21 protein-coding genes are annotated in these 24,998 nt (G+C 73.7%); 7 read left to right on the top strand and 14 right to left on the bottom strand.

Features of this window, described 5'->3' with window-relative positions; translation table 11 throughout:
• Positions 1 to 15 precede the first annotated feature (15 nt).
• From ftsH to dacB, 5 genes are all read right to left on the bottom strand, one after another.
• A complete protein-coding gene (gene ftsH / locus ACO06A_RS10965; RefSeq protein ID WP_421732222.1) occupies positions 16 to 2,043 on the bottom strand; it encodes an ATP-dependent zinc metalloprotease FtsH in 2,028 nt (675 codons plus the stop codon).
• A gap of 119 nt (positions 2,044 to 2,162) precedes the next feature.
• A complete protein-coding gene (gene hpt / locus ACO06A_RS10960) occupies positions 2,163 to 2,717 on the bottom strand; it encodes a hypoxanthine phosphoribosyltransferase (RefSeq protein ID WP_056085754.1) in 555 nt (184 codons plus the stop codon).
• Positions 2,718 to 2,722: 5 nt separating this feature from the next.
• Complete coding sequence (gene tilS / locus ACO06A_RS10955; RefSeq protein ID WP_421732221.1) at positions 2,723 to 3,745, bottom strand: tRNA lysidine(34) synthetase TilS; 1,023 nt, start codon at positions 3,743 to 3,745, stop codon at positions 2,723 to 2,725.
• Positions 3,742 to 4,794: a zinc-dependent metalloprotease gene (locus ACO06A_RS10950; RefSeq protein ID WP_421732220.1), complete on the bottom strand. Its 1,053-nt coding sequence runs from the start codon at positions 4,792 to 4,794 to the stop codon at positions 3,742 to 3,744. Before ACO06A_RS10950 ends, tilS begins: the two co-directional genes overlap by 4 nt.
• Before the next feature lie 9 nt (positions 4,795 to 4,803).
• Positions 4,804 to 6,216 (bottom strand): D-alanyl-D-alanine carboxypeptidase/D-alanyl-D-alanine endopeptidase, encoded by a 1,413-nt coding sequence (dacB, locus tag ACO06A_RS10945; protein ID WP_421736050.1) that lies wholly within the window; start codon positions 6,214 to 6,216, stop codon positions 4,804 to 4,806.
• A 168-nt stretch (positions 6,217 to 6,384) separates the two neighbouring features.
• On the opposite strand from dacB, the gene ACO06A_RS10940 reads away from it, so the two are divergent.
• Positions 6,385 to 6,882: an inorganic diphosphatase gene (locus ACO06A_RS10940; RefSeq protein WP_056085756.1), complete on the top strand. Its 498-nt coding sequence runs from the start codon at positions 6,385 to 6,387 to the stop codon at positions 6,880 to 6,882.
• Between the two features lie 488 nt (positions 6,883 to 7,370).
• Complete coding sequence (locus tag ACO06A_RS10935) at positions 7,371 to 8,078, top strand: hypothetical protein (protein WP_421732219.1); 708 nt, start codon at positions 7,371 to 7,373, stop codon at positions 8,076 to 8,078.
• 124 nt (positions 8,079 to 8,202) lie between these two features.
• Here the strand turns inward: ACO06A_RS10935 and ACO06A_RS10930 are convergent, their stop codons facing one another.
• Positions 8,203 to 9,615: an NlpC/P60 family protein gene (locus ACO06A_RS10930; RefSeq protein ID WP_421732218.1), complete on the bottom strand. Its 1,413-nt coding sequence runs from the start codon at positions 9,613 to 9,615 to the stop codon at positions 8,203 to 8,205.
• Between the two features lie 426 nt (positions 9,616 to 10,041).
• Between ACO06A_RS10930 and ACO06A_RS10925 the strand changes: the two genes are divergently transcribed.
• Together ACO06A_RS10925 and metX are read left to right on the top strand one after the other, a co-directional pair.
• The gene (locus ACO06A_RS10925; RefSeq protein ID WP_421736049.1) at positions 10,042 to 11,406 is read left to right on the top strand and encodes a bifunctional o-acetylhomoserine/o-acetylserine sulfhydrylase; all 1,365 of its coding nucleotides are present in this window, start codon (positions 10,042 to 10,044) and stop codon (positions 11,404 to 11,406) included.
• A gap of 6 nt (positions 11,407 to 11,412) precedes the next feature.
• The gene (gene metX, locus ACO06A_RS10920; RefSeq protein WP_421732217.1) at positions 11,413 to 12,693 is read left to right on the top strand and encodes a homoserine O-acetyltransferase MetX; all 1,281 of its coding nucleotides are present in this window, start codon (positions 11,413 to 11,415) and stop codon (positions 12,691 to 12,693) included.
• 5 nt (positions 12,694 to 12,698) lie between these two features.
• On the opposite strand, the gene ACO06A_RS10915 is transcribed toward metX, so the two are convergent.
• A complete protein-coding gene (locus tag ACO06A_RS10915) occupies positions 12,699 to 13,238 on the bottom strand; it encodes a hypothetical protein (RefSeq protein WP_421732216.1) in 540 nt (179 codons plus the stop codon).
• A 98-nt stretch (positions 13,239 to 13,336) separates the two neighbouring features.
• Between ACO06A_RS10915 and ACO06A_RS10910 the strand changes: the two genes are divergently transcribed.
• Positions 13,337 to 14,044, top strand: coding sequence for a maleylpyruvate isomerase N-terminal domain-containing protein (locus ACO06A_RS10910; protein WP_421732215.1), 708 nt, complete (start codon positions 13,337 to 13,339; stop codon positions 14,042 to 14,044).
• 4 nt (positions 14,045 to 14,048) lie between these two features.
• Here the strand turns inward: ACO06A_RS10910 and ACO06A_RS10905 are convergent, their stop codons facing one another.
• Complete coding sequence (locus ACO06A_RS10905; RefSeq protein WP_421732214.1) at positions 14,049 to 14,870, bottom strand: MerR family transcriptional regulator; 822 nt, start codon at positions 14,868 to 14,870, stop codon at positions 14,049 to 14,051.
• Positions 14,871 to 14,939: 69 nt separating this feature from the next.
• On the opposite strand from ACO06A_RS10905, the gene ACO06A_RS10900 reads away from it, so the two are divergent.
• Positions 14,940 to 15,899, top strand: a complete 960-nt coding sequence (locus ACO06A_RS10900; protein WP_421732213.1) for a zinc-binding dehydrogenase — start codon at positions 14,940 to 14,942, stop codon at positions 15,897 to 15,899.
• On the top strand, positions 15,896 to 16,870 hold the full coding sequence (locus ACO06A_RS10895) for an alpha/beta hydrolase (RefSeq protein ID WP_421732212.1): 975 nt from the start codon (positions 15,896 to 15,898) through the stop codon (positions 16,868 to 16,870). The genes ACO06A_RS10900 and ACO06A_RS10895 overlap by 4 nt, the downstream gene beginning before the upstream one ends.
• 7 nt (positions 16,871 to 16,877) lie before the next feature.
• On the opposite strand, the gene ACO06A_RS10890 is transcribed toward ACO06A_RS10895, so the two are convergent.
• From ACO06A_RS10890 to ACO06A_RS10865, 6 genes are all read right to left on the bottom strand, one after another.
• A complete protein-coding gene (locus ACO06A_RS10890; RefSeq protein WP_421732211.1) occupies positions 16,878 to 18,254 on the bottom strand; it encodes a hypothetical protein in 1,377 nt (458 codons plus the stop codon).
• A 183-nt stretch (positions 18,255 to 18,437) separates the two neighbouring features.
• On the bottom strand, positions 18,438 to 18,734 hold the full coding sequence (locus ACO06A_RS10885; protein ID WP_421732210.1) for an MTH1187 family thiamine-binding protein: 297 nt from the start codon (positions 18,732 to 18,734) through the stop codon (positions 18,438 to 18,440).
• 9 nt (positions 18,735 to 18,743) lie between these two features.
• Entirely contained in the window at positions 18,744 to 21,773 is a 3,030-nt protein-coding gene (locus tag ACO06A_RS10880) for an FAD-binding and (Fe-S)-binding domain-containing protein (protein WP_421732209.1), read from the bottom strand.
• Between the two features lie 185 nt (positions 21,774 to 21,958).
• Positions 21,959 to 22,396 carry an OsmC family peroxiredoxin gene (locus ACO06A_RS10875; RefSeq protein WP_421732208.1) on the bottom strand — a complete coding sequence of 146 codons (438 nt, stop codon included), beginning with the start codon at positions 22,394 to 22,396 and terminating at the stop codon, positions 21,959 to 21,961.
• Positions 22,397 to 22,459: 63 nt separating this feature from the next.
• The gene (locus ACO06A_RS10870) at positions 22,460 to 23,617 is read right to left on the bottom strand and encodes an AAA family ATPase (RefSeq protein ID WP_421732207.1); all 1,158 of its coding nucleotides are present in this window, start codon (positions 23,615 to 23,617) and stop codon (positions 22,460 to 22,462) included.
• Positions 23,618 to 23,674: 57 nt separating this feature from the next.
• Positions 23,675 to 24,880 (bottom strand): M15 family metallopeptidase, encoded by a 1,206-nt coding sequence (locus ACO06A_RS10865; protein ID WP_421732206.1) that lies wholly within the window; start codon positions 24,878 to 24,880, stop codon positions 23,675 to 23,677.
• Positions 24,881 to 24,998 lie beyond the last annotated feature (118 nt).

Genomic DNA, 24,998 nt, shown 5'->3' with positions numbered 1-24,998 from the left:
CGGCCATCGTCGCCCCTACACGTCCGGCGTCTGCGCCGGGGGGAGCTCGATGACCTGCTCCTTCGGGTGCCCGAAGGCGGCGGCGGCCTCGTCCTCGGGGATGATCGGGTGCCCGTTCTGGGCGGCCTTCTCGGCGGGGGTCATCACCGGCGGCCGGTCCGAGACCGCGCGCTGGTCGCTGGACAGCCACACCTGGCGCGGCTCCCGCTTGGTGATCGGCGCGAAGATCGTGGCCAGCTGCTCCTGGTTCAGCGTCTCCTTCTCCAGGAGCTCGAGCACGAGCGCGTCGAGGACGTCGCGGTACTCGACCAGGATCTCCCAGGCCTCGTCGTGCGCCCGCTCGATGAGGGAGCGCACCTCGAGGTCGATCGACGCCGCGATGTCCTCCGAGTAGTCCCGCCCGTGGCCCATGTCGCGGCCCATGAACACCTCGCCGGAGGCCTGGCCGAGCTGGATCGCGCCGAGCCTGGCACTCATCCCGAACTGCGTGACCATCTTGCGGGCCGTCGCCGACGCCTTCTCGATGTCGTTGCTGGCGCCCGTGGTCGGGTCGTGGAACACGAGCTCCTCGGCGACGCGACCGCCCATGGCGTAGGCCAGCGTGTCCAGCAGCTCGTTGCGGGTGGTCGAGTACTTGTCCTCGGTCGGCATGACCATCGTGTACCCGAGCGCGCGGCCGCGCGGCAGGATCGTCACCTTGGTGACCGGGTCCGTGTACCGGAGCGCCGCCGCGACGATGGCGTGACCGCCCTCGTGGTACGCGGTGATCTTGATCTCCTTGGAGTTCATGATCCGGGTGCGCTTCTGCGGGCCCGCGATGACGCGGTCGATGGCCTCGTCGAGCGTGTGGTCCGTGATGGTCTGCTGCCCGGTGCGGGCCGTGAGCAGAGCGGCCTCGTTCAGCACGTTGGCCAGGTCGGCGCCGGTGAACCCCGGGGTGCGGCGCGCGACCACGTTCAGGTCCACGTGCGGCGCCATCGGCTTGCCCTGCGAGTGCACGGTGAGGATCCGCTCGCGGCCCTTGAGGTCGGGCGGGTCCACGGCGACCTGGCGGTCGAAGCGACCCGGGCGCAGCAGGGCGGGGTCGAGGATGTCGGGCCGGTTGGTGGCCGCGATGAGGATGACGTTCGCGTTGACGTCGAACCCGTCCATCTCGACGAGCATCTGGTTCAGCGTCTGCTCGCGCTCGTCGTGCCCGCCACCCATGCCGGCACCGCGGTGGCGCCCGACGGCGTCGATCTCGTCGATGAAGATGATCGCCGGGGCGTTCTCCTTGGCCTGGTTGAACAGGTCACGGACACGGCTGGCGCCGACGCCGACGAACATCTCGACGAAGTCCGAGCCGGAGATCGAGTAGAACGGCACGCCCGCCTCGCCGGCGACCGCGCGGGCCAGCAGGGTCTTGCCGGTCCCGGGAGGGCCGTAGAGCAGGACGCCCTTGGGGATCTTGGCGCCGACGGCCTGGAACTTGGCCGGCTCCGCGAGGAACTCCTTGATCTCCTGGAGCTCCTCGACAGCCTCGTCGACACCCGCGACGTCCGAGAACGTGACCTGCGGGGACTCCTTGTTGACCAGCTTGGCCTTCGACTTGCCGAAGCTCATGACGCGCGAGCCGCCGCCCTGCATGTTCGACATCAGGAACCAGAAGATGGCCAGGATGATGATCAGCGGCAGGACGAAGCTGAGGATGCTGGCCCACCACGCCGTCTGCGGGACGATCGAGGTGTAGCCCTTGTCCATCTTCGCGTCCGCGATGGCGTCGACCACCGACTCGCCCTGCGGGACGACGTAGTTGAACTGGACCAGCTTGCCCAGGTTGTCGTCGCCCTTGGTGAAGTCCTCCGTGAGGGTCAGGTCGACGCGCTGGACGCCCTCGGTGATCTTCGCCTGCTCGACCTTGCCGTCCGCGATGAGCGACAGGCCGTCCGACGTGTCGATCTTGCTGATCTTCGGGGCCGCGAGCGTGGACGCGCCGATGTACAGCAAGATCACGGCGATGACGACCCACACGATGGGGCCACGGGCTAGTCGCTTGACGTTCATGGGCGATCGGGGCAGAGCCCCTCAACCTCCGCTCGCGGGACAGGTGGCCTCGAAGTTACACGGGGAACCTGGGCGGGACCGACCGTGTTCACCGAGGGCGCACTAGGCCGTCCGACGGCTCAGGCGCCGTACACGTGCGGAGCCAGCGTCCCGACGAACGGCAGGTTCCGGTACTTCTCGGCGTAGTCCAGGCCGTAGCCGACGACGAACTCGTTGGGGATGTCGAAGCCCACGTAGCGCACGTCGACGTCGACCTTGGACGCCTCGGGCTTGCGCAGCATCGTCGCGATCTCGACCGTCGCCGGCCCGCGGGAGCGCAGGTTGGACAGCAGCCACGAGAGCGTCAGGCCCGAGTCGATGATGTCCTCGACGATGAGCACGTGCCGACCGGTGAGGTCCGCGTCGAGGTCCTTGAGGATCCGCACGACGCCGGACGACTTGGTGCCCGACCCGTACGAGGAGACCGCCATCCAGTCCATCTGCACGGTCGAGTGCAGCCGCCGGGCGAGGTCCGCCATCACCATGACCGCACCCTTGAGGACGCCGACGAGGAGCAGGTCCTTGCCCGCGTAGTCGGCGTCGATCTGCGCCGCGATCTCGTCGAGCCTCTGGTGCAGCTGCTCCTCCGAGAGGAGAACCCGCTCGAGGTCGTCGCCCATGTCCGCAGGGTCCACCGAAGTCACTCCTCTTGATCCACCGCCCGTACCGGCACTTCCCGCGGGGCGGGGGCCGGACCCAGGGCAAGCCTGCCACACGAGCGACCGGCCGCGACCCCGCCCGGGAGGGCCACCGCACCCTGCCCGTGCCAGTCCGTGACCAGCGCGTCGACCGCCAGCACGTGCACCCGCAGGAGCGCGCCGGCGGGGCTCCCGGCGGCGATCGCGGCGGCCCGCAGCGCCCGCGTGCGCAGGGCCGGGGGCGCGGCGGCGAGCGCGTCGACGTCGAGGCCACCCTCGGCCGACGCCGCCGTCAGCAGCTCGGCGGCCAGGGCGTCCAGCAGGTCGGCGTCGTCGCGCAGCTGGGCCGCGGTGCGCGCCAGCGCGTCGGCGACCCCCGGACCGAGGACGCGTTCCAGGGTGGGCAGCACCTCGCTGCGGACGCGGCTGCGCAGCGACGCGTCGGGGTGCGTGCCGTCGTTGGTGGGGTCGTGCCAGGGCGTGAGGTCCTGCGCGGCGCACGCGGCGAGGGTGTCGGCGCGGCGCAGCCCCAGCAGCGGGCGTCGGAACCGCCCGCGGGTGTCCGCCATGCCCGCGAGCGTGCGCGCCCCCGAGCCCCGGGCCAGTCCCAGCAGCACGGTCTCCGCCTGGTCGTCGAGCGTGTGCCCGAGCAGGACGGCGGCGGCACCGAGCTCGTCGGCGGCACGCTCGAGCGCCGCGTACCGGGCGGTGCGCGCGGCGGCCTCGCCCGGGCCGTCGACCTCGACGCGGACCACGACGGCATCGAGGCCGAGCGCGCGGCAGGCCTGCGCCGCCTCGTCGGCCACCCGTGCGGAGCCGTCCTGGAGCCCGTGGTCGACGACGACGGCCTGTGCACGCCAGGACGTCGTGGCGCGCGCGGCGACGAACGCGACGCCCGCCGCGAGCGCCAGCGAGTCCGGACCGCCGGAGCAGGCGACGAGCACCAGCGCGTCCGGCGGCAGGTCCGCGACCGACGCGACGACTGCCGACCGCACCTGCGCCACCGCTAGGGCGGGACCACTCATCCGTGCACCCGTCGCACCCAGGCGCGCGGGTCGGAGATCTCCCGCGGGCCCGGCAGGTGCTCCGCCGACGTCCAGACCGCGTTGAGCCCGTCGAGGCCGACGTCCTTGCGCACCGCCCGGACGAACGCCGCGCCGTCGCGGTACTGCGCCAGCTTGGTGTCCAGCCCGAGCAGCCGGCGCAGCACGCGGTCGGCGCCCCGCGACTTCGCCGCCTCGTCGCGACGGGCCTCGAACGCCTTGCGGATCTTGCGGACGCTCGGCACCACCCCGGGGCCGACCTCGTCCATCGCCACGTCCGCGTGGCCCTCGAGCAGCGCCATCACCGCGCCGACCTCCTCGAACACCACGCGCTGCCGCGGGGACAGCAGGTCGAGCACCCCGATGCCGTCGTCGGCGCCGCCGGTCACCGCCCGCGCGACGGCCTGGAGCAGCTCGCCGACGCGCGGCACCAGCGACTTGTCGGCGACCAGGTCCGTCATCAGCTCGGCCGCGCGGCTCCGCATGTGGTCCGCCAGCCAGGGCGCCGCGGCGAACTGGAGCGCGTGGGTCTGCTCGTGCAGGGCCACCCAGAGGCGGAAGTCGGACGGGTCCACCCGCAGCCGTCGCTCGTGGTGCAGCACGTTCGGGGCGACGAGGAGCAGCCGCCCGCGGCCGTCGCGGGACGAGAACGGGTCGAACTGGCCCAGCACCTTGCCGGACAGCAGCGCGAGCACGCCGCCCACCTGCACCGCGGCCGCCGAGCGCGCCGTCGAGGACGGCGTCGTCGCGGACAGCGGGCCGGTCATCGCGGCGAACACCTCGGCGTTGGCACGTGCCCAGCGCGGCCGGTCCACCACGAGCACCGTCGAGACCTGCTCGGGCGGGGTCCCGTCCGCGGCCGACAGCCCCGTGATCGCGGCGGCGTGCACCGCGGCCCGTGCGGCGGCGTCGCGCAGCTCGTCGACCAGCGCGGTCAGCTCGGCACGGTCCGCCGTCGGGCCCGGCGCGGCCAGCCGTCCGGCGATGCGAGCGGCGAGGTCCCAGTCGACCGGTCCTTCGGGGGTGTCCACCGGGTCAAACTAACCGCAGCCGCACCCGGACAGCGTGGTGACGAAGGAGTCGATCGCCGCCCGCGGCCCCCACTGGCCGCCGTCGGGGGTCGCGTCCGCCATCACGACGAACACCAGCTGACGCGCGTCGGCGTCCAGCACGGTCCCCGCCAGCGACGTCACGTGCGGCAGGCTGCCGGTCTTCGCGCGCACCAGCCCCCGGGCGGGCGACTGGGTGTACCGGTCGCTCAGCGTGCCGGTCAGCCCCCCGATCGGCATGCCCGTCGCGACGTCCCGCAGCACGCCGTGCGCGGGGTCGGTGGCCAGGCGCAGCAGGCCGAGCAGCAGGTCGGGCGGCAGCACCGACCCCGCGCCGAGGCCGGACGCGTCGGACAGGTGTGCGTCGGTGGTGTCGATCCCCTCGACCGCGACCGCGTGCAGCACCGCCGTGGTCCCGCCCTCGAACGAGGCCGGCAGCCCCGCGTCGATGGCGACCAACCGGGAGACCAGCTCGGTGATGGTGTTGTCCGACGTGTCGAGGAAGTGGTGCACGATCCCGTCCAGCGGGGCCGACCGGACGATGCCGAGCTCCCGGCCGTTCTCCGGCGTCTCCGACCTGCGCGGCGTGCCGTCGACCGTGATCCCGACCTCGGCCAGCCGCTGGGCGAAGGTCTTCGCCGCCGCGAGCGACGGGTCGGGGTAGCGCGGCGGGTACTCGCCGGGCGAGATCTTGGCGGTGTCGACCGCCAGCGCGGTGACGGGGGCGACGAAGCCCGCGGCGATGTCCGCCGGGTTCCACGTGGGGCTCAGCGTCGGACCGGAGAACAGGTAGTCGTCGAACCCGAGGCTCACCGTCGTGGCGCCCTCGAGCTGGAGCACCTTGGCCACCTGTGCGGCCAGGTCGGCCAGTCCCGCGTGACCCTCGACCGCCGCCGGGTCGCCCGCGCCCGCCGCGAGCATCATGTCCCCGCCGCCGACCAGCACGATGCTGTTGCCCTCGCCGCGCACGACCCTCGTCGGCAGGGTCACGTCCGGGCCGAGGGTGCTCAGTGCCGCGATCGCCGTCACGAGCTTCGCGGTCGACGCCGGCGTGCGGCCGGCCTCCGGCAGGTGCGCGCCGAGCACGTCGCCGGTCAGCTGGTCCGCGACGACCACCCCGACGCTCGAGCCCATGCGCGGGTCCGCGACGAGCCCGTCGACGAGCGCCTGCACGCTCCCCGCCGCCGGCACGGGCGCCTGCGGGTCCAGGTCGGCGAGCGCGGGGACGGTATCGGCTGCCTCGACCGCGCCCGGTGCGGTGGGGAACGGGAGCGGGTCCGGCGGCGGGTCCTCCAGCGTGACCATGCCCGGGACCACGTCGTACGCGTCCGCCGTGACGTAGGCCCCGCCGGCCAGCACGAGGACGAGGAAGGCCGTGCCGACGACTCTCGCCGCTGTGGTCATCGTCACCCCGCCCCGCTCAGTCCCTGATGGGACGCCCCGTCCCGCGGTGCGTCAGACTACTGTCCGAGACAAGGGCGCCCCAGACACCCCGGCGCGCCGCACGACGACGAGTGTCGCGCGACCGCCGGTCCCATCGCGGGGGCGGACGTGGGGATGAGGAGAGCTGCTGTGGAGTTCGACGTCACGATCGAGATCCCGAAGGGTCAGCGCAACAAGTACGAGGTGGACCACGCCACGGGGCGCATCCGCCTCGACCGGATGCTGTTCACCTCGACGCGTTACCCCGACGACTACGGCTTCATCGAGGGCACCCTGGGCGAGGACGGCGACCCGCTCGACGCCCTCGTGCTGCTGGAGGAGCCCACGTTCCCCGGCTGCCTGATCCGCGCCCGCGCGCTCGGCATGTTCCGCATGCGCGACGAGGCCGGCGGCGACGACAAGGTCCTGTGCGTGCCGACGGGCGACCAGCGCGCCGCGTGGCGCCAGGACATCGACGACGTGTCGGACTTCCACCGCCTCGAGATCCAGCACTTCTTCGAGGTCTACAAGGACCTGGAGCCCGGCAAGAGCGTCGAGGGCGCCCACTGGGTAGGCCGCTCGGAGGCCGAGGCCGAGATCGAGCGCAGCCGCCAACGCGCCATCGACACCAACTACTACAGCCACTGACCCTCCCAGCCCCACCCGCAACGTCCGAGCAGATGTAGGCCCAAACCTCCATCTACTCGGACGTTGCGCTGTCTTGAGATCAACGTCCGAGTAGATGAGGGCCCCGGGGCGCTTCTGCTCGGACGTTGCCGAGGATGGCGAGCCGTCCACAGGTAGCGCACCCGCTTCGGTCATCCACACGTTGCTCGCCCGCGGCTCCAGGACGAGCGCAGCTCGTGGACCGTGCGCCCAAGAACATCGATCGCTCCGGCCGCGCTCGACGCCGAGCACACATCGCCGCGCGTGCGGTCGACCAGGCCGGACTGCTCACGATGGCCCAGGTCCGCGGACTCGGTATCACCACGGCGCAGATCCGTGCGGAGATCGACGCCGAGCGGTGGCGCCTGGTCCGGCGGCACACGCTCGTGGTGGCACCCCCGACGAGAGACGACCACGCACACTGGTGGCTGGCGGTCCTCGAGTGCGCGCCGAGGTGCGCGGCCGACGAGGTGCCGCGGGCGGCCTTGGCCGGTGTGACCGCACTGCATGCAGCGGGCCTGACCGGCGTCCACGGCGACGGGTTCGTTCACGTGGCCGCTCCCAAGTCCTCCCGGCCACTGCCTCCTCCGTCCGGCGTCCGGGTTCACGAGACCAGGCGGTGGCGAGACGACGACATGATCACAGCGGGGATCAACCGCTCTCGACCCGAGGTGGCTGCCGTTCAGGCGTCGTTGTGGGCGCGCAGCGACAGGGAGGCGGCACTGTACATCGCCGCCACGGTGCAGCAGCGACTGGCGTCGGCCGACGACGTCGCCGCGGTGCTGGAGCGGGTGCAGCGCGACAAGCGACGACGCCTGCTCGGCACCGTCGTGGACGAGGTGCGCGGCGGTGCGCACTCGATCAACGAGCTCGACTTCGCAGCGCTGTGCCGTCGACGGGGATTGCCCGAGCCTGATCGCCAGGTCGTCGTCACGCGCGCCGAGGGCCGGGCGTACCTGGACGTCCGGTGGCGACGATGGCGCGTCGTGGTGGAGATCGACGGGGTCGGCCATCTGCAGCCGGACCGCTGGATCGACGACAGCCTGCGCCACAACGAGATCGCCCTCAGCGGCGATGTCGTCCTCCGCGTCCCGAGCCTCGGGCTCCGGCTCGATCCGTCGCCCTACCTGGACGCCGTAGCCAGGGCCTTGGAGCGCGCCGGCTGGCGACCAGGATGACCCAACGTCCGAGCAAGTGGAGGCCAGAGCCCACATCTGTTCGGACGTAGCCAAAGACAGTCGCCAACGTCCGAGCAGATGGAGGTCGGGGCCTCTATCTGCTCGGACGTTGAGGTGACGAGGGTTACGGGCGGCCGGCGAAGGGCATCGTGCTGCCCCAGCGCATCTTGGTGGTGCGGAGCGGGTCACCCGGCTTGGAGGCCTCCATGATCTGGCCGCCGCCGGCCCAGATGGCCACGTGGTAGATCGCGTCCGGGTTGTTCGCGTCGGTGGACCAGAACACGAGGTCGCCGGGGCGCAGGTCGTTGTAGCTGATCTTCAGGACCTGCTTGTACTGGTCGCGCGTGGTGCGGGCGAGGTTGACCCCCGCCGTGCGCCAGGCGCCCATCGACAGGCCGGAGCAGTCGTAGCCGTCCGGTCCGACGCCGCCCCAGATGTACGGGAGGCCGGTCTTGGTCTGCGCCCAGGCCAGCGCCGCGGCGCCACCGGCTGCCGAGCCCTTCGACGTGCCGGTGCCGAGGCCGAACTTGGCGGGGGCCGGAGCGGGTGCCGGTGCCGGCGCGGGGGCCGGCGCGGGGGCAGGGGCTGGTGCAGGAGCCGCGGGTGCCGGAGCAGGGGCGACCGGCGTGGTCGCGGCCGGAGCGGTCGTGGTCGTCGGAGGGGTGGCGGCCGCAGGGGTCGTCGTCGTGGGCGGGGCGGCGACCGTGGTGGCGGGGCGCGTCGTCGTGGCCGGCGGTGCGACCACGGGACGCAGGGCGGCGGCGCGGGCGGCGGCCTCCTCGCGGTCGCGGCGCTGCTGGTCGACGAAGTCCTGCCGGGCCCGCTCGACCTCGGCGCTGGTCTGGCGAGCGGCGGCGAGCGCGGTGATGAGGCTGTCGCGCTCGGTGGCGGCCGCGGCCAGGGCTGCGGTGGCGTCGTCCTGGGCCTGCTCGGCGGCGGCGAGGGCGTCGGCGGCGGAGGCCTTGGCAGCCTTCGCCTCGTCCGCGGCCTCGGTGGCGAGCGTGGCGAGGGTGGTCGCGACCAGCTGCGTCGCGCGGTACTCCTGGACGGCCTGGTCGGCCTTGCCGCTGATGCGGTCCAGCGACGTGGTCCGGCGGGCGACGTCCTGGAACCCGTCCGACGACAGGAGCGCCTGGAGCAGGTCGTTCGAGCCGCCGGACCGCGCGAGCTCCCGGGCGATCGCGACGAGCTGGCGGCGGGCGTCCTCGGCCTTGGCGGACGCGTCCTCGGCCTGGGAGACGGCGTCGACAGAGGCCTGCTGGGCGGCGTCGGCGTCGACGACGGCCCGGTTGTAGGCCTCGCCCGCCTGCTGGACCTTGAGCTCGGCGGCGTCGGTCTCGGAGCTCAGCTGGGCGAGCCGGACCTCCATCGAGGCGACCGAGCGCTCCGCGGACCTCACCGCGCCCTGCGCCTGCTGCACGTCCTGCGCGGACGGCGGCGTCGGGTCGGCCAGGGCGCTCGACGCTCCGCCGGCGAGCAGGGTGGCGACGAGGGCGCCCGCGACCAGGGCCCTGCGCGTGCTCCTGCTGTGGCTCACCGTCGACGCTCTCCCTGACCTGGATGGACGGCCCTGGTGGCCGTTCCTCGAAGGACGCTACCTGCGAAAACCTCAGGAGTGAACACCTGTCACACCAGTCCCACGAGTCACAGCCATGTGCTTTGGGACGAACCGGACGCGATCCGTGCGACATCACCCGTTCGCAGCAACGGACACCTCAAGATCCACATCGTGAGACGGCTGTTCCACCGACCGGACGGATCCGCCTACCCTCGGCCCATGACCCGCCGAATGTGTCGCTGACCCAGCGCACGCTCGGCTGTGCCCGCGGGCAGGTCACCGTCACCAGCAGACGGTCCTGAACCCCGCCCGAGCCATGGCTCGATCCGTGCGCCACTCCCCCCTCCGCGGGACGGATGTCGGCTGCCCGAGGCCCTCCGCGGATCCGTGCACCACAGCAGATCCATCGACAAGCCCTTCGACAAGCCATCGACAACGGAGCGCAGCACCATGAGCAACGAGAACTGGAACTTCGAGACCCGCCAGATCCACGCCGGCCAGGAGCCCGACCCGACGACGGGCGCCCGCGCGCTGCCGATCTACCAGACGACGTCGTTCGTCTTCCCGGACGCGCAGACGGCCGCCAAGCGGTTCGCGCTCGCGGAGCTCGGGCCCATCTACACGCGCATCAACAACCCCACGCAGGAGGTCGTCGAGAACCGGATCGCGTCGCTCGAGGGCGGCGTCGGCGCGCTGCTGGTCGCCTCGGGCCAGGCGGCGGAGACGCTGGCCATCCTGAACATCGCCGAGGCCGGCGACCACATCGTCGCCAGCCCGTCGCTGTACGGCGGCACGTACAACCTCCTGCACTACACGCTGCCCAAGCTCGGCATCACCACGACGTTCGTCACCGACCCGCACGACGCGCAGGCGTGGAAGGACGCGGTCCGCCCGAACACCAAGCTGTTCTTCGCGGAGACCATCCCCAACCCGAAGGCCGACATCCTCGACATCGAGCTCGTCGCCGGCGTCGCGCACGACTCGGGCGTCCCGCTGATCGTCGACAACACCGTGGCGACGCCGTACCTCATCAACCCGCTGCAGTGGGGCGCGGACATCGTCGTGCACTCGGCCACCAAGTACCTGGGCGGCCACGGCTCGGCCATCGGCGGCGTCATCGTCGACGGCGGCTCGTTCGACTTCGCGCAGCACCCGGAGCGGTTCCCCAACTACAACACCCCCGACCCGTCGTACAACGGCCTGGTGTTCGCGCGGGACCTCGGCGTCGGTGGCGCGTTCGGCGTCAACCTCGCGTTCATCCTCAAGGCCCGCGTGCAGCTGCTGCGCGACCTCGGCCCGGCGATCTCCCCGTTCAACGCGTTCCTCATCGCGCAGGGCATCGAGACCCTGTCGCTGCGGATCGAGCGCCACGTGCAGAACGCCGAGAAGGTGGCCGCCTGGCTCGAGGCGCGCGACGACGTCCTCTCGGTGCACTACGCCGGTCTCGAGTCGAGCCCGTGGCACGCGGCCCAGCTGAAGTACTCGCCGCGCGGCGCGGGCGCGGTGCTCGCGTTCGAGCTCGAGGGCGGCGCCGACGCGGGTCAGGCGTTCGTCTCCGCGCTCGAGCTGCACTCCAACGTGGCGAACATCGGAGACGTGCGCTCACTGGTCATCCACCCGGCGTCGACGACCCACAGCCAGCTCACGCCCGAGGAGCAGGCGCTGTCCGGTGTCACGCCGGGCCTCGTCCGCCTCGCGGTCGGCATCGAGCACATCGATGACATCCTGGCGGACCTCGACGCGGGCTTCCGGGCCGCGAAGGGCGCCTGACCGAGCATGAGCACGACGCCGCCGAGACCGCCGGAGCGCAGCACGCGCACCGGCGGTCCGGCGGCGCACCCCGAAGGGAAGCACGTGCCCGACCTGACCCTGTCCCCCGCCCGACCACGCACCCTGGGCTCGCGCGCCCCGCAGACCGACCGCGGTCCGGTGCCCGCGAGCGCGGCGTGGCACGACGGCGACCCGGTGGGGCGTCGACAGTTCGCCGACCTCGGCCCGCTCAAGCTCGAGTCCGGTGGACGCCTGCCGGCCGTGCGGCTGGCGTACGAGACGTGGGGCGAGCTGAACGAGGACGGCAGCAACGCGGTGCTCGTCCTGCACGCGCTGACCGGCGACTCGCACGTCACCGGCGAGGCGGGCGACGGGCACCCGACACCTGGCTGGTGGTCGTCGATGGTGGGACCGGGTGCGCCGATCGACACCGACCGCTGGTTCGTCGTCGCGCCCAACGTGCTCGGCGGCTGCCAGGGCTCGACCGGACCGGCGTCCCCCGGTCCCGACGGCCAGCCGTGGGGCAGCCGGTTCCCGCTGCTGACCGTGCGCGACCAGGTGGCCGCGGAGATCCGGCTGTCCGACCTGCTCGGCATCGACTCGTGGGCGCTCGTCATCGGCGCGTCGCTGGGCGGCCTGCGGGTGCTCGAGTGGGCGGCCAGCGCTCCAGAGCGCGTCGAGTCGATCGCCGCGATCGCGACGGCGGCGCAGACGTCGGGCGACCAGATCGCCGGCTTCCACACGCAGCTGGCCGCGATCCGGGCAGACCCGCACTACCGCGACGGCGACTACTACGACGCCCCCGACGGCGAGGGGCCGCACGTGGGCCTCGGTCTGGCCCGGCAGATCGCGCACCAGACCTACCGCAGCCCGCTCGAGCTGGACACCAGGTTCGGCCGCATCCCGCAGGGCGGCGAGGAGCCGCTCGAGGGTGGCCGGTTCGCGGTGCAGTCCTACCTGGACCACCACGGCGACAAGCTCAGCCGACGGTTCGACGCCAACACCTACGTGGTGCTCACGCGGACGATGATCACGCACGACCTCGGCCGCGACCGGGGCGGGGTCAGCGCCGCGCTCGGGTCGATCACCGCGCGCGCGCTGGTCATCGCCGTCGACTCCGACCGGCTGTTCCCGCCCGCGCAGTCCGAGCGGATCGCGGCGGGCATCACCGACGCCTCGCTGCACACGATCCACTCCGACTACGGGCACGACGGCTTCCTCATCGAGGAGGACCTCGTGGGCGCCTACGTGCGGGAGTTCCTGGAGCTGTCCGCCGAGCGTCGGTAGCCGGCTCAGGCGCCGACCGCGCCGCCCGCGGCGCCCGCCTCGTCGGTGTCCGCCACCAGGTGCCGGGACAGCACGGCGAGCAGCAGCACCGTCGGGCCGGGCAGCCGCTCGGCACCGACGGTCAGTTCCAGGCGCCGCTTCAGGAAGCCGCGCGGGTGGACCTCGAGCAGGACGGCCCCCTGCGGATCCACCCACCGGAACGTCGTGGTCAGCAGGCCCGCCGACTCCCAGCGCACGTCGCGCCCGTCCACGACACCGGACCGTCGGCTGGTCCAGCCCGCCCGGCCCACCTCGGCCACGGTCTGACCGGTCGCCGCGTCGCGCACCCCGAGCGCCCCGCGACGGTCCCGCGTGACGATCCACGGCACCCCGGCGCTGTGCACCTCGTCGGTGCGCTTCTGCGCTCCCGGGCTGATCCGGGCCACGACTCCCTGCGGTCCGACGACCTCGACGGTGCTCCGGCGGGAGGCCGCCGGCGTCGTCGACAGGGTCGAACCGGGGTGGCCCACGGAGTCCCACGGGGCGAAGTCGACGGGCTCGGACATCGGCCCATCCTGCCGGAACGCGCCGGTACCGCGGGGCGGTTCGAGCGGGTGCGCGGACGGGGATGTGCACCGGACCGGACGCGGGCACGATGGGCCCCATGTCCTCCGGAGAGCTCGACGACGCCCGCACCGCCCTGCACGCCCAGTGGGACCGGCTGCGGTCCTGGGTCACCGACGTGGTCGACGACGAGGTGGCCGACGCCCCGTCCGTGCTGGACGGCTGGACCGTCGCGGAGCTCGTCGCGCACCTCGGCCGCGCAATGGAGGCCCTGGCGGTCTGCGTCCCCGTGCCGGACGGCACCGTGCCGCTGACGCTCGGCGAGTACGTCGGCACCTACGCGGGCCGGGCGGCCGACATCGCCGAGACCACCCGCGCGCTGGCCGTCGAGATCGCCCACGACCCGCTCGCCGAGGTGGACCGGCGGGCGCAGGCCGCGTTCGCGCAGCTGGACGCGCTGGGCCCCGAGGACCGCGTCGTGCAGGCACGTCGAGGACCGGTGCTGCTCAGCACGATGGCGGTCTCGCGGGTGCTCGAGCTCGTGGTGCACGCCGACGACCTGGCGCGGTCGGTGCCGAGGAGCTCGGACCCGGTGGACCCCGGCGCGCTGCGGCTCGTCGCCGACAAGCTGCTCGAGATCGTGGTCGCGCGCGGCGGATGGAGCCTGGAGATCGCCGACGCGCGGACGTGGGTCCGGCTCGCCGCCGGCCGCGTGCCCTACGACGTCGACGTGCTGGCCGTCGCCCTGCACCCGCGCTACACCTCCGACGCGGTGCCCGACCTCGGCCGGATGCTGCCGATCCTGTGACGGCTCACCAGAACCGCGGCTGACCCGGGACCGACTCCAGGTCCGACAGCAGCAGCTCGCGGTCGTCGTCCTGGGCGATCTCCTCGGCCGCCGCGAGCGCCTGCTCGGTCCACGACCGCGCCTGGTCCTTGTCGCCGGCCACGGCGTGCGCGCGGGCCAGCGACTCGTACGCGTACGCGAGGTCCCAGTCCGCGATGCCGTGCGCCTGGCAGATCTCGAGCCCGCGCTGCGCGTGGTGCAGCGCCGGCTCGACGCGGCCCAGGACGCTGTACACCCGCGACACCTGCCACTCGCCGCGGCTGCGGTTCTCGGGCGCGCCCACCTGCCCCCAGTGGTACCGGGACGCGTGCGCCATGTGGACCATGCGGTCGTCGTCCTCGACCGTGCGGTCCTCGTTCTCGAGCAGCCTCCAGACCCCGTTGAAGAGGTCGACGGCCAGCCGGCGCTCGTCGTGGGCGGTGGAGGGCTGGGTGTCCTGCGCGGTCATGGCGGTTCCGTCCTCGAGGAGGTGGTCGGTGCGGTGGAGCTCGCCGCGGACCCGGTCCAGGCGCGCCTGGAGCCGACGCCGGTGCGCCGCGAGCACCTGCGGGACGACCGACTCGTCCCGCAGGCAGGCACGGACCTGCTCCAGCGGCACGTCGACCGAGCGGAGCAGCTGCACCAGACGCGCGGTGGCCACCTGGTCGGGGGCGTAGAGCCGGTAGCCAGTGACCGGGTCGACCTCCGCCGGCGTCAGCAGCCCGATGCGGTCGTAGTGGCGCAGCGCCTTGGCGGTCAGCCCGACCCGGCGGGCCAGCCGGCCGACCGTGAGCAGTCCGTCGTCCATGTCCGTGAACCTAGGGCCTTGCCGCGGGGGAACCTCAAGCGCGGCCACCGCGACGGATACGTTGGGTTCGTGATCGCCGCCTACGCCGCCCGCTTCTCGTCCGACGACCCCGTGAGCGGCCTCGAGGTGGGTGAGCAGCCGGCGCCGGAGGCCCGCGCGAACTGGTCGGTGGTCGACGTCCGCGCGGCCGCCCTGAACCACCACGACGTGTGGACGCTGCGCGGCGTCGGCATCCGCGCCGAGCAGCTGCCGATGATCCTGGGCACCGACGCCGCGGGGGTCACGGCCGACGGGCGCGAGGTCGTCGTGCACGGCGTGATCGGCGGGGCGTCGGGGCACGGAGTGGGCGCCGACGAGCCGCGCAGCCTGCTGTCCGAGCGCTACCCCGGCACCCTCGCCGAGCAGGTCGCCGTGCCCACGTGGAACCTCGTCGACAAGCCGGCCGCGCTGTCGTTCGTCGAGGCCGCGTGCCTGCCGACCGCCTGGCTCACCGCGTACCGGATGCTCTTCCGCTCCGGCGGCGCGACGCCCGGGCAGCGCGTGCTGGTGCAGGGCGCCGGTGGCGGGCTGGCCTCGGCGGCGATCCTGCTCGGCGCCGCCGCCGGGCTGGAGGTCATCGTGACCAGTCGCGACGAGGACCGCCGCGCACGCGCCCTGTCGCTCGGCGCCGCCGCCGCGGTCGAGCCCGGCGCCCGGGTGCCGCGGGTGGACATCGTGCTGGAGAGCGTCGGCAAGGCCACCTGGTCGCACTCGGTACGTTCGGTGCGGCCGGGCGGGACCATCGTCGTCGCGGGGGCCACCAGTGGGGACGCCGAGCCGGCGGAGCTGACCCGGATCTTCTTCCAGGAGATCAGCGTGGTCGGCACGACGATGGGCTCGCGCGACGACCTCCAGCACCTGCTCGCGTTCCTCGCCCGCACGGGGGTGCGCCCGCTGGTGGACTCGACGTTCCCGCTGTCCGACGCGCGGGACGCCGTCCGACGCCTGGTGGACGGGAGCCAGTTCGGGAAGATCGTCCTCGAGCCATGAGCCCAGGAGGCGGGTGGGTCGACGACATCCTCGGCCCTGACTACCAGGTCCGGACCCTGCCCCTGCGGCCCGACGACGAGGGCGACGTGGTGGCCAGCCTGGTTCGCTACGCGCCGCCGGCGCCCGAGCCGCTGCGTCCGTCGCGCGCGATCCTCTACGTCCACGGCTGGTCCGACTACTTCTTCCAGACCGAGCTCGCCGAGTACTGGCACGCGCGCGGCGCCGCGTTCTACGCCCTCGACCTGCGCAAGTACGGCCGCAGCCTGCGTCCGGGCCAGACCCCGGGGTACATCGACGACCTGGAGGCCTACGACGAGGAGCTCGAGGCGTCCCTGGCCGTGATCACCGCCGACCTGGGCGCCCGCGCCCGCGTGATGGTCATGGGGCACTCGACCGGCGGGCTGATCGCGGCGCTGTGGGCCCACCGGCACCCCGGCGAGCTGAGCGGGCTCGTGCTGAACAGCCCCTGGCTGGAGCTGCAGGGGTCGTCGGTGCTCCGGCACGTCAGCACCCCGGCGATCGCGCGCATCGCGCGGTTCCAGCCGAAGGCGCCCCTGCCCAACATCGACCCCGGCTACTACGCGCGGACCCTGAGCAGCGCGAGCGGCGGCGAGTGGACCTACGACACGGTGTGGCGTCCGACGCCGTCGTTCCCCGTCCGCGCGGGCTGGCTCCAGGCGATCATGGCCGGGCACGCGCGGGTGGCCCGCGGCCTGACGGTCGAGCAGCCGATCCTCGTCCTGGCGTCCAGCCGGACCGTCATCAACCCCCGGTGGAGCGAGGAGATGCGCCACGCCGACGTGGTGCTCGACGTCGAGCTGGTGGTGCGCCGCGCTGTGCAGCTGGGGACGCACGTGACCGTGGTGCGGATCCGGGACGGCCTGCACGACCTCACGCTCTCGCCGCAGCCCGTGCGCAGGCGCCTGTACGCCGAGATCGACCGCTGGTCCGCCGCCTACGGGTGGAGCTGACCGGGCGTCACGGACGCAGGATGCCGGTGGCCTCGGCGAGCGTCGGACCGCCCTCGCCCAGCCGCCACGCCCGCCAGCCGTCGACCAGGTTCTCCGCGGCCACCGCCGCCGACGCCGCCGTGTCCGGGTCCGCGTGCAGCTCGCCCGTCGGCAGCTCGATGAGCCCGTCCGTGCGGAGCATGGCGACCAGCCGCTGACCGCGGCGTGCCCGCACCCACACGAGCGTCGTGATCGCGCGGCGGCTCTTCGCCAGCGTGGCCAGCTCGGGCAGCGCCCTGAGGTCGTCGTCGAGGATGGTGTCCCGGACCGGGGCGAGCTCCTCGGTCGGTGCCGGCGGAGCGAGCGGCGCCGGGGTCGACGGCCGCGGGGGCATCGGGACGGTCGGGACGGTCGGTGTGGCCGGGGTCGAGGGGAAGCTCGACGAGATCGGCAGCGGCGCCGACACCGGGACGAACGGGCGCGGTCCGGCCACCTCGTCCGTCCGGTCGCGGGGCGGGGTGCGGGGCACGACGTGGTCGGCGGCGGACCGCAGGCCCACCACCGGCGTCAGCGTGGTCGGCGCCTCGTGCACCGTCGGCCGGGGCTTCTGCTCCGTGGCAGGCCGCGGTGCCGGCTCGGGCGGGGGCACCCGCAGCGGGGTCGGGGCCGGCGGCGCCGGGGTGGCCGGCGGCGGGGTGACCGCGCGCAGCTCCCCCGTCGCGGGCGTGCGCACCGGCCCGGCCGTCGGGACGTAGGGCTCGTACGCACCCGCGGTGAAGCCCTCGCTGGACCGCACGAGGCGCAGCGCAGTGGGCTCCACGGATCGCCGGGCGCCCTCGTGGGTGGCCAGCGGGGAGACGTCGAGCAGCCGGCGGTCGTCGACACCGCGCACGACGCCCACCTGGAGCACGTCCACGTGGCGGCCGGGGCCGCGCAGGAAGCCGAGCGTGTCCCCGGCCTCGGCAGCCACCTCGGAGCACAGCAGGACCAGCCGGACGCCCTCGCGCCGGCTCGTCTGGGCACCGAACGCCGCCTGCTCCCGGAACGCTGCGAAGTCGACCGCGAACCGGCTCGGGTCCGGGTGGTAGGCCCGCGCCAGGTCGGTGGTGGTCATGCGCGCGGCCGCACCCGCGTGCCGCAGGGCGGAGATGACCGCGTCGTCGTCGACCACCTGCACCACGTCGATGACCACGGGGCGGCCGGTGGAGTCGAGGGCGAGCAGCTCCGGCAGGTCCGCGTGGTCGGGGGCACCCGTGCGGGAACGGACCGCGAACAAGGGCTCGCCGGCGATGGCGGCGAGGTGGTGCGTGAGGAGGGAGGCACACTCCTGCGCGAAGGATCCGGTCAGGGGCTGCATCGGCTGGACTAGGCGCGGTCGGCCCTCGTCGAGCTCGAAGATCGGCATCTGTCTGGCCTTCCGCGTCCCGTCGTGCGCCCCGCGCGCCCCGACCGGCACGCTCGCGACCACACTGTCCCACAGCGCGCTTGGCACGTCAGCCCGTCCGTCGGACGTGCCGGTCGGAGATCGGTCACATCACCCGGATGCGTCCTGTTTCCGCCGTCCGGATCGTCCGGTCGGCCGCTTTCGTCACCCGTTGGTGAGCGCGGCCTCGACCCGCTCGACCTTGCCGGTGAGCTCCCCCACGTGCCCCGGCCGGATGTCCGCCTTGAGCACCAGGCTCACGCGGTGGCCGTGCCGGCCGACCGCGTCCGTGGCGCGCTTCACGACGTCCATCACCTCGTCCCAGTCGCCCTCGAGCGTGGTGAACATGGCGTCGGTGCGGTTGGGGAGCCCGGACTCGCGGACGATGCGGACGGCATCGGCGACGGCGGCGGTCACGGACTCGCCCGCACCGAGCGGGGCGACGGAGAAGGCGACGAGCATGCGGCCAGCCTAGGCCGACGTCTCGACCGCGCGGCGGGCGGGCAGGTGCGCGGCCAGCAGCTCGGCCAGGTGCACGCCCTGCACCCCCGCCAGCTGGTCCGCCTGCGTGCGGCACGAGAAGCCGTCGGCCAGGAACACGTCCCCCGGGGCGGCGTCGCGCAGCGCCGGGAGCAGCGCGTTCTCCGCCACCGCGACGGACACGTCGTAGTGCCCCTTCTCCATGCCGAAGTTGCCGGCCAGGCCGCAGCAGCCCGCGAGCGCCGAGAACTGCGCGCCGGCGTCGGTGAGCAGGCGGCGGTCGGGCGTCCACGTCATCACCGAGTGGTGGTGGCAGTGCGGCTGCACGACGGCGGTGACGTCCGACAGGTCCGGCACCTGCCAGCGGTCGCCCGGACCGATGGGTGCGGGCGCGGTGAGCAGCTCCGCCAGGGTCCGGGTCTCGCGGGCGACGGCCACGGCGCGCGGGTCGTCGGGGAGCAGGTCACGCAGGTCGGAGCGCAGGACCGCGGTGCACGACGGCTCGAGGCCGACGATCGGGATGCCGTTGACCGCGAACGGTCCGAGCACGCCGAGCAGATGGGTCAGCTGCTTCTTCGCCCCGTCCAGCTGCCCGGTGCTGATCCAGGTGAGGCCGCAGCACGCGTTGTCCTGCGGGACCAGCACCTCGTACCCGGCGTCGACGAGCACCGCGACGGCGGCCTGCGCCACGGACGGCGCGAGCGTGTCGGAGAACGAGTCGGTCCAGAGCACCACCTGCGGCCTGCGGGAACCGGTCGTGCCGCCGCGCTGGGTGCCCTTGCCGGGACGTCCGAGGAACCGGTCGCCGGGACGCGCACCTGCTCGGACCTTGCGCTCGGGGTGGTGACGACGCTCGCTCCCGCCACCGGACGGGACCAGCGTGACGTTCCCGCTGCCCGTGCCGCGCACCCACGCGCGGAAGGGCCGCCGCGCGAACGTGACCATCTGCCGTCGGGTGTCCATGCCGCCGCCGGCCAGCACGACCTTGGCCAATGGACGGATGCCGAGCACCGCGTTGGTCAGCGCGGACAGCCCCGGGACACCGGTGATCAGCCGCGCCCAGCGGGGCAGCCAGCCGAGCGCGTAGTGCGACGCCGGGCGCAGCCTTCCGCGATACGTACGGTTCAACACCTCGGACTTGTACTGCGCCATGTCGACGCCCGCGGGGCAGTCCGACGAGCACGCCTTGCAGGACAGGCAGAGATCGAGCGACTCGTGCACCTCGGGCGACGACCAGCCGCCGCCGACCAGGGTGCCGTTCGCCATCTCCTGGAGGACGCGCGCGCGTCCGCGGGTGGAGTCCTTCTCGTCCCGCGTCGCCAGGTAGGACGGGCACATGAAGCCGCCGGTCGCGGTGCTGTCCGCCCGGCACTTGCCGACACCGACGCAGCGGTGCAGCGCGGTGGTCAGGTCCCCGGCGTCGTGCACGAACGAGAACCCGTGCCCGTCGGCCAGCAGCGGGCGGGCCCACGGGCGGCGCAGGTCGGCGTCGAGCGGGCGCGGCCGGACCAGCACCCCGGGGTTGAGCAGGTCGCGCGGGTCGAGCAGGTCCTTGAACGCGCCGAACAGGTCGATCGCCTGCGCGGAGTACATGACGGGCAGCAGCTCCGAGCGGGCGCGGCCGTCGCCGTGCTCACCCGACAGCGACCCGCCGTGCGACGCGACGAGCGCCGCCGCGTCGGTCATGAACGCGCGCAGCGGGTTGCCCGACCGCTCGAGCGGGATGTCCAGACGCAGGTGCACGCAGCCGTCGCCGAAGTGCCCGTAGGCCAGACCGTCCACGGCGTGCGACGCCATGAGCGCCTCGAGCTCACGCAGGTAGGCGCCGAGCCGTTCCGGCGGGACGGCCGAGTCCTCGAACCCCGGCCACGCCTGCTCGCCGGACGGCGTCCGACCACCCAGGCCGGCACCGTCCTCGCGGATGCGCCACATCGCGGCGGCCTCGGGTCCGGGCGGGAAGAGGCCCACGGCCGTGGTTCCGGCATCGCCCGCCAGCGCATGCGCCCGCTGCAGAGCCTCGTCGAGGTCCGCACCGCCCACCTCGACCATCAACCATCCCCCGCCGGTCGGCAGCGGGGGGACCGCCGACGCACCGCGCACGCGGCGGACCACGTCCACCAGCCGGGAGTCCATGCCCTCGATGGCCAGCGGGGCGTGCGCGAGCAGCGCGGGGACGGCGTCGGCCGCCGTGGGCATGTCCGGGTAGCCGAGCACGACGAGCACCGGGGCGGCCGCGACCGGCACCAGGCGGACGGTCGCGCCGAGCAGCGTGGCAACGGTCCCCTCCGTGCCGACCAGCGCCTTGGCCAGGTCGGTGCCCTTCTCGGGCAGCAGGTGCTCGAGCGAGTAGCCGGAGACCTGCCGGCCGAACCGGCCAAGCTCGGTCCGGATGACGTCCAGGTTGCCGCGGACCAGGGCGTCGAGACCCGGGACGACGTCGAGCGCGCCCGCCCCCGACCGCGCCTCGAACCGTCGCCCGGCGCCGTCCACCACGTCGAGAGCCAGCACGTTGTCCGCGGTCCGCCCGTACGCCACCGCGCGGGGGCCGCAGGCGTTGTTGCCGATCATCCCGCCGAGCGTCGCGCGCGCCTGCGTCGACGGGTCCGGGCCGAAGCGCAGACCGTGCGGGGCCGCTGCCTTCTGGAGGGCGGCCATGATCACGCCCGGCTCGACGCGGGCGGTCTGTGCGTCCGGGTCGATCTCCAGGATCCGGTTGACGTGCCGCGAGAAGTCGAGCACCACCCCCGTGCCGACCGCGTTGCCGGCGACCGACGTGCCTCCCCCGCGGGCAGTCAGCGGGACACCGAGGTCGCGCACCACCGACAGGGCCGCGAGCACGTCGTCGGTGTCCCGCGGGAACGCGACGACCTGCGGGACCACGCGGTAGTTCGACGCATCGGTGGAGTACTCGGCGCGCCGGCGGGTGCTGTCGTCGACCTCCCCGCGCAGCGCGGACCGCAGGGCCTGCACCACGTCGGCGCTGCCCACGTCACCTGCCACGGTCTGCGTCACGGCCACCACGGGGGCAGTCTCGCACCGGCGACCGTCTCCCCCGCACACGTCACCGAGGGATGGTCACGCGACAGGGACGTCCGAGGAAGTGAGCGCCAGGGCGACCAGTTGCTCGGACGTCCCTGGTCCACGCGGTGCAACGTCCGAGGAAATGAGCGCCAGGGCGACCAGTTCCTCGGACGCTGCGGGTCGTGTCAGGCCAGCGACGCGTTCAGGGTGATCTCGGTGCCGGTCAGGGCCTTGCTCACCGGGCACGTGGCTTTGGCGTTCTCGGCAGCGGCCTGGAAGCCGTCCGCGTCGAGACCCTCGACCTCCCCGCGGACCGTCAGGACGATCCCGCTGATCCGGAAGCCGCCGGCGGGGTCGGGGCGCAGGGTGACGTCGGCGCTGACCTCCAGGGCGATGGGCGTGCCACCGGCCTCGGCGATCACGGCGGACAGCTGCATGGCGAAGCAGGACGAGTGGGCGGCCGCGATGAGCTCCTCGGGGCTCGTCGTGCCGTCGGCGTCCTCCGCGGCGCGCTTCGGGAACGAGACGTCGAACGTGGCCGCGCCGGAGCTGCTGAGCTCGACCTGGCCACCGCCCTCCATCAGGGTCCCGTTCCAGGCGGTGCGTGACGTGCGCGTGGGCATGGTGCTCCTCTGGTCAGTCGGACGGGCGTGAGCCCGGGAGCTCCACGCTATGCGCCGGAGCGCTCAGCGCGCGCGCTCGAGGTGCGCGGTGACGATCTGCGCGGGCGCACCGGCCTGCCGCAGCGCCCAGGCGGCACGTGCGTGCAGGGCCCGGCGCTGCTCGGGCTCGAGCCCGTTGTACAGCGCCCCCCGCACCAGGTCGTGGCCGAACACCAGCCGGTCGCCGCGGGCGCGGACCACGCCGGCGGCCAGCCCGTGCCGCAGGGTGCGCCAGCAGTCGCCGACCGGGTCGCCGGCCAGGGAGGCCAGGTCGGCGATCACGAACGACGAGCCCAGCACCGACGCCTGACCCAGCAGGGCCAGCACCTCGGGCCCCAGGTACTCGACGCGACGCCGGACCACCTCGTCGAGCGGCGTCAGCCACCGGACGCCCGTCGAGTCGAGGACGCCGTCCGTGGTGACCAGCGCGCCGGCCGCCCGGGCCGTCCGCACCACGTCCGCGACCAGACGGGGGTTGCCGCCCGTCGTCGCGAGCGTCCCGCGCAGCGCCGGGCCCACCGGGGTGCCGACGAGGTTCTCGGCCAGCTCCACCGTGGCGCGCGCGTTCAGCGGCCGCAGCTCCAGGTACCGGGCGCCCGCCCGCGTCCACGCGGCGACCACCTCGGCGAGCTCGGGCCGGTACGGGACCGGGCGCATGGTGAGCACCACGAGCGCCCGCGGCACCGCACCCTCGTGCGCCAGCTGGAGCAGGACCTCGAGCGAGGGGGCGTCGGCCTCGTGCACGTCCTCGAGCACCAGGGCCCACGGGCGGCTGTCGCCCCGGCGGCGCAGCAGGGCTGCGAACAGTTCGGCGGCGCGGTCGTACCGGGCCACCGAGCGGACGGGGTCGGCATAGATCGCGTCCAGCAGGTCGGTCAGCTCCGCCTCAACGGGACCCCGGCTGGACCGGCCCGACCGCACCAGCAGCGCGTCGGAGAGCAGGGCGAACGGCCAGGCGCGCATCTCGGTGGCGCGGGCTGTGCGCAGCTCCACGTCGAGCAGCCGGGCCGAGCCACGCAGGGCGTCGACCAGGCTCGTCTTGCCGACGCCGGCCTCACCCTCCAGGAGCACCGTCACGCCCACCCCGTCGGCGGCCGTCGACAACAGGTCGTCGAGGTCGTCGAGCTCGGCGGCCCGGCCCACCAGGGGCCAGGTCCGCCCCGGCTCGGCCGAGGTGCTCATGCGCCCGATCGTAGGGCCGCGGTGGCGCGTCCGGGTCGGACGGACCACCACGAACGATCAGTCCGTGTACTCCCAGTGCCACGCCTCGGGCTTGCTGCCGCCGCTCTCCGCCCAGGACGGGTGCGTCCAGTTCAGCGCCGGGGCGTTGGCGGTCATCCAGCGGTACTGCTTGGTGCCGAACGTCTCGATGCCGCCACCGAGGTCGACCGCCACGCCGCTGCCGTGGTTCGACGTGCCGGGCGTCGCGCACAGGTAGCCCTTGGTGCGCTGGCACAGCACCTGGCCCGCGTACGAGCGGTAGGAGTCGCTGACCGAGAGGTTGGCACCGAACTTGTCCCGGTAGGCGGCGTTGAGGATGTCCAGCTGCTCGGCGGCGTCGCAGCGCAGCCGCACGGACGCGTCGAAGCTGACGCCGCAGAGGGCGGAGTCGGGGATCTTGCCGTTGGCGTAGCCGAGCAGCGACTGCTTCCACGCGGCGCGCCGGGCTGCCTCCGACTCGGCGGCGGCCTGCGCGGCGGCAGCGGCGTCGGCGGCCGCCTGTGCGGAGGCGGCGGCAGCGGCCGCGGCTGCGGCGGCGTCAGCGACCTTCTTCGCCTCGGCGCTCTGCTTCACGACGGCCGTGGCGGTCGCGACCGCGGCGACGGCCTCCCGCAGCTCGGCGGTGGTGGAGTCCTCCGCGCCGGTCTTCGGCGCGACGGTGGGTACGGCGGCCGGCGTCTGCTCGAACACCGTCGCGGGGTCGGTCTCCGTCTGCGGGGCCGGGGTACTGGTCGCGGCGGCGGTCGGCTCGGCCGCGGTCCCTGCGGTGCCCTCCATGCCGGCGACGTCGTCGCGGTCGTCGGAGCGGGACGTGGCGGCGCCGCGGTCGACGTCGGCGGTCGCGACGGCGAGCACCTCGTCGAGGTGGTCGGTCGCGGCCTCGAGGGCCTGGAGCTGGGTGGCGTCGATCGCGACCTGCGCCGCCTCCGCCTGGACCGTCTGGGCGAACTCGATGGCGTCGGTGGCGACCTCGACCGCACCGGCCCGCGCCTGCTCGACCTGGGCGGCGGATCGGTGGGCCGGAACGACGCCCGTGAGCGCGCTCCCACCGTCACGGGCATTCGCCGACACCGCGACCATCGCGCACATGCTCACGGCGAGCGCCGCGACCACGGCACCCTGGGCGAGGCGGGCGGGCTGGGGGAGGGCACGTACGGGCGCAGGGCGCGCCGCAGCGTGCCGGCCACCCGCTGGCCGACCTCGGAACGGAATCTTGTTACTCACGCGTAACACGTTAAGTTCTTCGGACGGTCGCCCCTGACACTTGAGGCCCCAGGGCGGGGGAGATCTCGTGTGGATCTCGTCACGTCTCCGTCACACAATTCACAGGCGCGGGCCGCTA

The organism is Cellulomonas sp., assembly GCF_965229465.1.
Classification (GTDB): domain Bacteria; phylum Actinomycetota; class Actinomycetes; order Actinomycetales; family Cellulomonadaceae; genus Cellulomonas.
This window is presented reverse-complemented; position numbering and strand designations above follow the sequence as displayed.